Genomic DNA, 8,352 nt, shown 5'->3' with positions numbered 1-8,352 from the left:
CCCCTCTCACCCCCACCCCCCGCCCCCCCCCAATTTTGCCCCCCCCCCCGGGGGGGGGGGGGGGGGGGGGGGCGCGGGGGGGGCGGGGCCGGGGGGGGGGGGCCCCCCCCCCCCGCGCCCGGCTGTGCCGCCGGTCAGTAGCCGTTCCACCAGCGGGTCACCACGCGCCACAGCCGGGCCGGGGCCGTGGGCCTGCGCTGCTGCGGAATCATCCCGGCTGCGGTGCCCTCGCCGGTCCGGCCGTCGACGGATCCGTCGACGGCGACGGTCGCCCCGGCCGGACGCGCGCCCGGCGCCGCGCCTGCGGGCTCCGACGGGGCGGCGGCGCGTACCGGGGTCGGCGCCACGTGCCGTACCGCGGACTGCACCTCCCAGTCCTGGCGCGCCGGGTTCGGCTTGCCCATGGACGGCGGTTCCCGGTCGTCCTGCGGGGCGCGCGGCGCGAACTCGGCCGGGAGCTCCACCAGGTGGCGGCCCATGAGATTGCCGACCCAGCGCAGTTCGCTCTCGTCGACGGCGAGTTCGAGGTCGGGCAGGCGCATCAGCAGGGCGTCGATGCCGACGTCCGCGATGGCGCGGCCGATGTCCTGGCCCGGGCACTCGTGGGGGCCGCCGCTGAACGCGAGGTGGGCGCGGTTGCCCTCCATGTTGGCGTCGAGGTCGGGACGTACCACCGGGTCGGTGTTGGCCGGGGCGATGCCGACGATCAGCGCGTCGCCGGCCTTGATGCGCTGCCCGCCCAGTTCCGTGTCGCCGACCGCCCAGCGGCCGAAGACCGCGGTGAACGGCGGTTCGTCCCACAGGGTCTGCTCGACCGCCTCGGGGACGGTCATGTGCCCGCCGCTGAGCCGGGCCCGGAAGCGCGGATCGGTGAGCACCATGCGGAGCACGTTGGCGATCAGGTTGGTGGTCGCCTCGTAGGACGCGATCAGGATGAGCCGCAGGTGCTCGGCCACCTCCTGGTCGTTCATGTCGGCGGGGTGCTCCACGAGCCAGGTGGCGAAGTCGTCCGCCGGTTCGCGGCGGCGCCGCTCCACGAGGCGGCTCAGCGCGGCCAGTACGTAGGCGTTGCTCTCGACGGCGGTCGCGGTGCCGCGGGTCATGTCGCGGGCCGCCTGCACCATCCGGTCGTTGTACTCCTCCGGCATGCCGAGGATGGCGCACATCACCATCATGGGCAGCCGTTCGGCGAAGGCGGTGACCAGGTCGGTACGGCCCTCCCGGCAGAAGTCGTTGACGAGCCGGTTGCTGTAGCGGTTGACGTGGCGCCGCACACCGCGGGTGTCGATCCGGCCCATGGAGTCGGTGACGGCGCCGCGCTGACGCTCGTGGGTGGCCCCGTCGGCGAAGACGCAGATCGGCTGCCAGGTGAAGATGGGCGCCAGGGGGTGGTCCGGCGCGACGCTGCCGTCCTGCAGCGCCCGCCAGCGGCGCGAGTCCCGGGAGAACTGCGAGGGCGTACGCGTCATGTGCAGGTTCTCGCTGTGCCCGAGGACCAGCCAGGCGGGTACGTCGCCGTGCAGCAGCACGGGCGCCACCGAGCCGTGCTCGGCGCGCAGCTTGTCGTACAGGCCGTGCGGGTCCTGTTCCGCCTCGGGGCCGTAGAGGCGTCGCAGGCCGCCGGGGCCGATTCCGAGGCCGTGGGCCGGGCACTCGGGGGGCGGTACCGGCCCGGTGGCCTCGCCGGGTTCGTAGTGGAATGGGGATGTCACGATCGCTCCAGGGATCAGTCCGCCACGGGCGGACGGATGGGGTACGCGATGGGGGCGCGCGGATCGGGTGCGGCGACGTCAGCCGAGCGGGACGGCCAGACTGTGCAGATAGCGCATCAGGGTCATCAGCACATCGCGGCTGGAGACGCGCAGCCGGGCGTCGCAGTCGATCATCGGGACCTCGTCCGGCAGGTCCAGGGCGCTGCGCAGCGCCTCGACGGGGTGATTCGGCGCGTCGGGGAAGGTGTTGACGGCGACGACGAACGGCACACCGCGCTCCTCCAGCCGCCCGATGACGTCGAAGCTGACTTCGAGTCGGCGGGTGTCGATGAGCACGACGGCGCCGAGCGCGCCTTCGAACAGTCCGTTCCACAGGAACCAGAAGCGCTCCTGGCCCGGGGTGCCGAACAGGTAGAGGATCAGCTCCTCGCTGATGCTGATCCGGCCGAAGTCCATGGCGACGGTGGTGGCGGTCTTGCTCTCCACCCCGAAGTTGTCGTCGACGCCGACGCCGGCCTGGGTCATGGTCTCTTCGGTGGTCAGCGGCCGGATCTCACTGACCGAGCCGACCATGGTCGTCTTGCCGACCCCGAACCCGCCGACGATCACGACCTTCACCGCGGCGGTGGCCGTGGTGGGGAGGACGTCCTCGCTCCGTGGGCCCGTGATCGTGTCAGAGTTTCTGAAGTCCATGCATCACCGCTTCGAGGAGGGACCTGTCCGGGAGGGTCGCGCGGACGATCGGCGCGCGCGATTCGATCAGTTCCGTGGCGAGGAGTTCGGTGAGGAGCGAGGTCACCACGCTGAAGGGCAGGCTGAGGTAGGCAGAGATCTCGGCTACGGATAAAGGAGCCTGGCAGAGCCGCAGGATGACGGCCTGCTCGGGCTGGACCGTCGGCGACGGCTGCGACTTCGAGACCACCATCGTGACCAGGTCGAGCGCTGCCCGCTCGCTGCCGTCGGGATCGCCGGTGATGACGTACAGCCGTTCCGGATCGCTCAGTGCCGGATCGGCCTTGCGGCGTTCTCGTCGGGACGAAGTCATCCGGCCTGCCCGTCGTGTCGGGGCGGGCTCGTCAGATGGGCGCCGATCCGTACGACCATGTCGCGCATCCGTGCTCCGACGAGTCCCGCGTCGACCGTCTCGCCGGCGAGTACGGCGAGGTACGCGCCTGCTCCCGCGGCCATCAGGTAGAAGAATCCGCCGGTCACCTCGATGACGACGAGCCGCATCCTGCCGTCGCTGTACGGGATTTCGGAGGCGACGGCGGCGGCCAGGCTCTGCAGCCCGGCGCAGGCGGCCGCGAGCCGGTCGGCGACGTCGGGGTCGCCGCCGTGGCGGGCGATGCGCAGGCCGTCCGCGGAGAGCACCACGATCTGGTGGATGTCCGGAACGTCATCGGCGAGCTCTTTGAGCATCCAGTCCATGTTGCCCCGCTGCTGGATCACTTCAGGTCTCCCTTGTCCCACGCGTCGTCGGAGTCTTCGTCTGTCCCTGGCTCCCGGGGCACGCCGTTGGCTGCCTTGGTGAACGCCTCCAGCCAGATCCCGGGCGGCGGCTCCTTGCCGTTGGCCTGACCGTTGCCGTTGCCGTAGCCGTTGCTCCGTCCGGCACCCGTATCGGTGGACTGGGCGGGGAGGTTGTGCGAACCGAGCGGTGCGCGGCCTCGGCTGCGCCGCTGCGGGAGTCCGCCGGAGGTCCATTCGGTCACCACGGGGACCTCGTCCTCCATGGCGACGGACGGGGTGACGGGCCGGGGCTCGGGGGCGACCGGTCCGGTGGCGGGACGGGAGGCGACGGGGCTCGGCTTGCGGTGGGTGCTGCGGGCCGGGACGACGTGCTTCATGTCCTTGAGGTCGATGTCGCTGGTCGGCCGCGACGTGGCGCCGATGCCGTGGGCGATGCCGGGCGCGGGGCCGGTGGTGATCATGGAGCGCGGCACGATGAGTACGGCGCGGACACCGCCGTACGCGGACTGCCGCAGCGATACCTGGAGGTCGTACATCCGCGACAGCCGGCCGACGACGGCCATGCCGAGCCGGGGTGACTCGCCGAGGTCGTTCATGCTGGAGCCGGCCTGGGCCCTGGCGAGCATGTTCTCGGCCCGGGCGCGGGCCTCCTCGCTGAGGCTGACGCCGCCGTCCTCGATCTCGATGGCGATGCCGGTCTGGACCTCGACTGCGGTGACGTGCACGCGGGTCTGCGGGGGCGAGTAGCGCGTGGCGTTGTCGAGGAGTTCGGCGCAGGCGTGGATGAGCGGTTCGACCGCGGTGCCGATGATGGCGACCTTGGCGATCGAGTGCAGGTCGACGCGCGGGTACTCCAGGATGCGTGACATGGCGCCGCGCAGCACGCTGAACAGCGGTACGGGCTTGGGCCACTGGCGGCTGGGCCGGGCGCCGCCGAGCACGGCGATGGAGTCGGCGAGCCGGCCGATCAGCGCGGTGCCGTGGTCGATGCGCAGGAGGTCGTCGAAGACGTCGGGGTTGCGCCCGTGGTGCTCCTCCATCTCCCGCAGTTCACTGGCCTGCCGGTGGACGATCGCCTGGACGCGGCGGGCAACGTTGACGAAGGCGCGCTGCGCGGAGTCACGCGTCGCCTCCTCGTTGTCGATGATGTCCAGCACGGTGTAGACGAGCGCGCGCTGGGCGTCGGGAAGATGGCGGTAGACCTCGTCGTTGTCGACGACGGCCCGCAGCACCTCGTCGGGCGAATTGCCCACGCGCAGCCGGTGGATCGCGGCGGGGAGGAGTTCCTTGCTGATGCGTACGGACTCTTCGTCGTAACCGGCGATGCGCCGCTCCAGCGCGGTGACGCGCTGTTCGTAGTGGGCGCGCTGCCGCCGGTTCGTGCGTGAACGGCGGGCGAGTTCGGCGGTGAGCACGGCGACCACGACGGTGGTGAAGGCGCCGCACCAGACGACTGGTATCCGCGCGGCCTCGGCAACCAGCGCCACGGCGGCGGCGGTTGCGCCGGCCGTCACGAGGACGGGCAGCAACATGGCACGGACCACAGGTGTTTCTCGGTCGATCGGTGGTGATTCAACACGAACCATCTAAAACCTCTGGCGGTTGATTCGGGAGGTAATCGGGAGGTACAGCGCTTGCAGGGCAGTAGGGAACAAGCGCTCGAATTCATATCAACTCGACTTCACTGCGCGTGAGCTTAGTCAGATCGAAACAGTGCTTCGGCACATTCGCCCAACCCCCTGCGCGAGCGCTCCCGCGGTAATACACTCACGAGTTTTCGCACGGAACGCAAACAGTCGTGTGCGTGGAGTGACGAAGCGGGGAGGCGCGCGCGAACCGCTCCGCTTCGTCCCGGCGTGCGGGACACAGACACCGCAACCGTTCTTCGACGGGCAACGCCCTGCGGGCGAACCGTGCGACAGCAGCACACATCGCCGGGCAGCTCCACCGCGGGGCGACCGAACGCGTCCCACAGGGAGGGACAAGGGCACATCTGAGCGAAGCGGATCGAAAGAGGCGGATTGATGACCACCGCGAGGGTGCATGCCCCTCCGGGACACGAAGGGGAACAGACATCTGATGGAGCACGCGCGGGACTACACCATCGAATCGCTCGACACCGGCCTGCGGCTGATGCGGCTCTTCCTCACCCATGACGCGCTGACCGTCTCGGAGGCGGCCGGGCTGCTCTCCGTCGGCCGCTCCACCGCCCACCGGGTCCTCAGCACCCTGGAGGGCCGCGGCTTCGCCGCACGGGAGACGGACGGCCGGGGCTACTCGGCCGGTCCCGAGCTGGTGCGGCTGGGCCACCCGGCCGGATTCGGCGCCCCCGTCCGGGAGCAGGTGGGTGCGGTGCTGGAGGACGCCGTACGGCGCACCGGTGAGACCGTGCTCAGCGCCGCGCTGATCGGCGATCAGGTCCTGGTCACCGACGGCCGGGAATCCGCTCAGCCGGTGCGGATGGTACTGGAGCGGGGCCGCGCCCGTCCCGCGCACGCCACGGCGGGCGGCAAGCTGCTGCTCTCCCGGATGACCGCCGATCAGATCTGCGTCCTGTATCCGCGGGAGCACCTCGACGCGGTCACCCCCGACACGCTCACCTCCCGCCCGGAACTCCTCGCCGAGCTGGGCCGGATCCGTGACCGCGGCTACGCGACCGGCCGCGGCGAGTCGGTGGCCGGGATGCACGCGGTCGCCGTACCGCTGGCGGGTTCCACGTGGCGTGACCGGCTGGCGCTGGTGGCCTGCGCACCGGCCGGCCGTGGTGACGAGGCCGCTCTGGAGCGCCGCGCCGCAGAACTGCTCCGGTCGGCCGCCCGGTTCGGCGCGACCGGGTAGCCCGGCGGTCGGGGACCACCGGCGCCCGGCGTCCGGCTACGCGTCCGGGGTACTCCGGCCCGTCAGCGGCGGCCCCCGCCGATGCGGCCCTCCAATTGGAGCAGCAGTTCGCTGAGCTGCGCGCTGAGCCGGTCACGGGACTGCGCGTCGAGACCGGAGAGCACCGCGCGCTCGTACGCGAGCTGCTGCGGCAGCAGCCCGTCGACCAGCTCCCGTCCCGCGTCGGTGAGACCGACATGCGCGACCCGGCGGTCCCGGGCGTCGCTGCGGCGTGCGATCAGGCCGCGCTCCTGCAGCGCCCGGAGCCGTTTGGTGACCGCAGCGCCGGAGGAGAACGTCTCGCGTGCCAGTTCGCCCGGGGTGAGTTCGCGGTCGGTACGCCGTAGGGCACCGAGCAGGTCGAACTCGGCACGGGTCAGTCCGGCGCCGCGCAGCGGAGCGTCCTCGGCCTGCTGGAGCAGGGCGGAGCAGCGGTTGATCCGGCCGATGAGCTCCATCGGCCCGGTGTCGAGTTCCGGATTGACGGCCTGCCACTGCCGTACCACCGAGGCGACGATGTCGTCGGTCACACCGCTCCGTTCTCCTGGGCCGGGGCGATCGTCCCCCGCCGTGTCGCTGTCGCCGCGAGCGTACGGTGTCCGGCCTGCTCGGCCGCGAGCACCGCCTCCTGCGGCAGTGCCCGCTGCCACCATTCACCGGCCGCGGTCTCCTCCGCCTCGCGCAGTTCGACCAGGGATCCGGTGAGCCTGCGGCGGGCCGCATCCAGGGCGGCGGGTGCGGGTGCGGGGTCGGCCAGGGTCTGCACGGCGTGGGCGCGGGCCCGCTCGGCCTCGGCGAGCGCCTGCTCGACGCGGCCCGTGGCGCGGCGATTGGTGACGAACACCGCGGCGAGGAATCCGGCGCCGGCGCCGATGACGGTGTCCAGGACCCGGTCGCCGATCAGCTCACCGGCCGGGTGGCTGCCCGCGTACTCCAGGACGAGGAGCGCCATCGGGGTCACGGCGACGGAGCCGAGCCAGTAGTTGCGGGTGATCAGGGCTTCGGCGGCGAACCCGAAGAGGAGACAGAAGCCGATCAGGGCCAGCGGGTCCATCCGGGCGGCCGGCAGCACGGCGGCGAAGACCAGGACCCCGATGAGGTTGCCGAGGGTGCGCTGCAGGGTGCGGTTCCACGAGAGCGTGACGTTGGCCTGGTACAGCGAGGCAGCGGTCACGATCGCCCAGTAGGGGCGGCCGACGCCGACGGCCGAGCAGATGTACCCCGCCAGGGCGCAGCCGATGAGCGTGCGGACGGCGACCGGCAGCAGCGGGGAGCCCGGGGCGAGGCGGAGCAGCAGGGCGCGTACGGCTCCGTCGCGGGCGGCCGGGCGCCGGGCGGCGCGCTCGGCGTCGACGCCGAAGAGCTCCGCGGCGGTCCCGGGGGCGGGCGGGGGCGTGGGAACGGGTCCGCGGGACCGGGTCAGCCGGGCCCACTCGCGGAGCCTGTCGGCGTCCGCGGCGGTGTCCGCCGAGTCGGCGGTGAGTACGGCCTCGGCGTGGACGACGAGGCGTTCCAGTGCGGTGCGCACGGGGGTGGGGCGTCCGGCCGCGAGGAGGGTCTGCCAGGCCGCGTGGACGGTGGCGACCGCGGCGCGGCGGGTGGGCCGGCCGGGCTCGGCGGCGTACGCGGCCGCCGCGTTCAGCGCGCGGGCCGTGGCACGGCGCTCGGGTCCCTCCCGGCGGACCAGCGCGGGGGCGACGGTGACGAGCCAGGACACCGCGCCGGCGCCGAGGGTCAGCGCGAGGTGGCCGGGCACCTGGCCGATCTCCTGCGGGGTGAACAGGGCGGCGGAGCTGACGAAGGTGAAGATGACCGGGCCGGGCGGTCCGATGCGGGTGGCGTCGCAGAGCAGCTTCTGCCCGGCGGCCAGGAGGGCGCCGACGGCGATCAGGACCGCGGCCGAACCGGTCAGCGAGGCCGTGACCAGGGAGACGGCCAGGCCGGCGAGCATCCCGAGGACGACTCCGACGACGGTCCTGGCGCGGCGCGCGTACGGCAGGTTGTGGCCGTACAGCGCACAGAGCGAGCCGGCCATCGTGTACATCACGAGGTCGAGACGGTCCAGGGAGTAGAGCACCAGGTTGGGAACCGCCGTGGCCACGACCACGCTGGTCGCCGGTTTGAACCACATGTCCGAGGGCCGGGCCAGACGCAGCGGGGCGGCCAGCGGGATTCTGCGGAGGGAGGACGGCCGGGGCCTGATGCTTGTATGACTCACCCACATACTTTAGCAGGTATTACACATGTAAACGATTCTGTCGGCTGCGCGTGCCTGACGGCTCCCTCCGGCCCA

Annotated in this window: 8 protein-coding genes; 1 reads left to right on the top strand and 7 read right to left on the bottom strand. The window is 72.2% G+C overall.

Annotated features, from left to right (window positions below):
- Positions 1 to 134: 134 nt before the first annotated feature.
- The 5 genes from ACIQMX_RS15495 to ACIQMX_RS15475 all read right to left on the bottom strand — a co-directional run bounded on the left by ACIQMX_RS15495 (position 135) and on the right by ACIQMX_RS15475 (position 4,768).
- Positions 135 to 1,712 (bottom strand): cytochrome P450, encoded by a 1,578-nt coding sequence (locus tag ACIQMX_RS15495; protein WP_402478184.1) that lies wholly within the window; start codon positions 1,710 to 1,712, stop codon positions 135 to 137.
- A 78-nt stretch (positions 1,713 to 1,790) separates the two neighbouring features.
- The gene (locus ACIQMX_RS15490) at positions 1,791 to 2,405 is read right to left on the bottom strand and encodes an ATP/GTP-binding protein (RefSeq protein ID WP_363075266.1); all 615 of its coding nucleotides are present in this window, start codon (positions 2,403 to 2,405) and stop codon (positions 1,791 to 1,793) included.
- A complete protein-coding gene (locus ACIQMX_RS15485; protein ID WP_363075268.1) occupies positions 2,386 to 2,757 on the bottom strand; it encodes a DUF742 domain-containing protein in 372 nt (123 codons plus the stop codon). The genes ACIQMX_RS15490 and ACIQMX_RS15485 overlap by 20 nt, the downstream gene beginning before the upstream one ends.
- On the bottom strand, positions 2,754 to 3,161 hold the full coding sequence (locus ACIQMX_RS15480) for a roadblock/LC7 domain-containing protein (RefSeq protein ID WP_148016885.1): 408 nt from the start codon (positions 3,159 to 3,161) through the stop codon (positions 2,754 to 2,756). The genes ACIQMX_RS15485 and ACIQMX_RS15480 overlap by 4 nt, the downstream gene beginning before the upstream one ends.
- On the bottom strand, positions 3,158 to 4,768 hold the full coding sequence (locus tag ACIQMX_RS15475) for an ATP-binding protein (protein ID WP_363075270.1): 1,611 nt from the start codon (positions 4,766 to 4,768) through the stop codon (positions 3,158 to 3,160). Before ACIQMX_RS15475 ends, ACIQMX_RS15480 begins: the two co-directional genes overlap by 4 nt.
- Before the next feature lie 493 nt (positions 4,769 to 5,261).
- On the opposite strand from ACIQMX_RS15475, the gene ACIQMX_RS15470 reads away from it, so the two are divergent.
- On the top strand, positions 5,262 to 6,020 hold the full coding sequence (locus tag ACIQMX_RS15470) for an IclR family transcriptional regulator (protein WP_402478180.1): 759 nt from the start codon (positions 5,262 to 5,264) through the stop codon (positions 6,018 to 6,020).
- Between the two features lie 62 nt (positions 6,021 to 6,082).
- On the opposite strand, the gene ACIQMX_RS15465 is transcribed toward ACIQMX_RS15470, so the two are convergent.
- Positions 6,083 to 6,589 carry a MarR family transcriptional regulator gene (locus ACIQMX_RS15465; RefSeq protein WP_363075274.1) on the bottom strand — a complete coding sequence of 169 codons (507 nt, stop codon included), beginning with the start codon at positions 6,587 to 6,589 and terminating at the stop codon, positions 6,083 to 6,085.
- Positions 6,586 to 8,277: an FUSC family protein gene (locus ACIQMX_RS15460; RefSeq protein WP_402478177.1), complete on the bottom strand. Its 1,692-nt coding sequence runs from the start codon at positions 8,275 to 8,277 to the stop codon at positions 6,586 to 6,588. Before ACIQMX_RS15460 ends, ACIQMX_RS15465 begins: the two co-directional genes overlap by 4 nt.
- Between the last annotated feature and the right edge of the window lie 75 nt (positions 8,278 to 8,352).

It is taken from the genome of Streptomyces sp. NPDC091416, assembly GCF_044756845.1.
Lineage (GTDB): Bacteria > Actinomycetota > Actinomycetes > Streptomycetales > Streptomycetaceae > Streptomyces.
Note: the sequence above shows the minus strand (reverse complement) of the source record. Positions and strands in the feature narration are given on the sequence as shown.

Excerpts from the sequence above, each read along its gene's own strand:
- ACIQMX_RS15490 (WP_363075266.1), bottom strand. The coding sequence starts at position 2,405 with ATGGACTTCAGAAACTCTGACACGATCACGGGCCCACGGAGCGAGGAC.
- ACIQMX_RS15485 (WP_363075268.1), bottom strand. The coding sequence starts at position 2,757 with ATGACTTCGTCCCGACGAGAACGCCGCAAGGCCGATCCGGCACTGAGC.
- ACIQMX_RS15475 (WP_363075270.1), bottom strand. The coding sequence starts at position 4,768 with ATGGTTCGTGTTGAATCACCACCGATCGACCGAGAAACACCTGTGGTC.
- ACIQMX_RS15470 (WP_402478180.1), top strand. The coding sequence starts at position 5,262 with ATGGAGCACGCGCGGGACTACACCATCGAATCGCTCGACACCGGCCTG.